This window comes from Bacillus sp. AFS029637 (genome assembly GCF_002584985.1).
In the GTDB taxonomy this organism is placed as follows: Bacteria; Bacillota; Bacilli; order Bacillales; family Bacillaceae_G; genus Bacillus_A.
Genome location: NZ_NUPZ01000090.1, coordinates 1 through 685 on the forward strand (window position 1 = coordinate 1; position 685 = coordinate 685).

The following is a 685-nucleotide window of genomic DNA, read 5'->3' on the forward strand; positions in this document are numbered from 1 at the left end:
GAAGCGGCTTGCTCAGAACAAGAGCCGTATCTCAAACAAAATCCCTATTACTTCACCGTAATAGGGATTTTTTATTTACAACAGTTCATAATTTGTTCAAATAAATTCCAGCAAAAGGCTTGATTTATACAGATTACTAGATTATAATAATTATAAATTAGTAATTGATATCACATAACAACTCAAAAGGAGATTGATCATAATGAACAAACAAGTAATCGAAGTATTAAACAAACAAGTAGCAGACTGGAGCGTTTTATTCACAAAACTACACAACTTCCATTGGTACGTAAAAGGACCTCAATTCTTCACATTACACGAGAAATTTGAAGAACTTTACACAGAATCAGCTACTCACATCGATGAAATTGCAGAACGTATTTTAGCAATTGGCGGCAGACCAGTAGCAACAATGAAAGAATACCTAGAAATATCTTCTATTCAAGAAGCAGCATACGGAGAAACTGCAGAAGGGATGGTCGAAGCAATCATGAAAGACTATGAAATGATGCTAGTCGAACTGAAAAAAGGCATGGAAATCGCTCAAGACTCTGACGACGAAATGACATCTGACCTACTACTAGGCATCTACACAGAACTAGAAAAACACGCTTGGATGCTACGTGCGTTCTTGAATCAATAATATATTTAAAAGCGGAAGCGGCTCGTTCAGAATGTGAGGGGG

Annotated in this window: 1 protein-coding gene; it reads left to right on the forward strand. The window is 36.6% G+C overall.

What is annotated here, in order from left to right; genetic code table 11:
* The first annotated feature begins 202 nt into the window (after positions 1 to 202).
* Positions 203 to 643: a Dps family protein gene (locus COE49_RS26955; protein ID WP_088232074.1), complete on the forward strand. Its 441-nt coding sequence runs from the start codon at positions 203 to 205 to the stop codon at positions 641 to 643.
* Positions 644 to 685: the final 42 nt, after the last annotated feature.

Coding starts and splice junctions, on each gene's coding strand:
- COE49_RS26955 (WP_088232074.1), top strand. CDS start 203: ATGAACAAACAAGTAATCGAAGTATTAAACAAACAAGTAGCAGACTGG.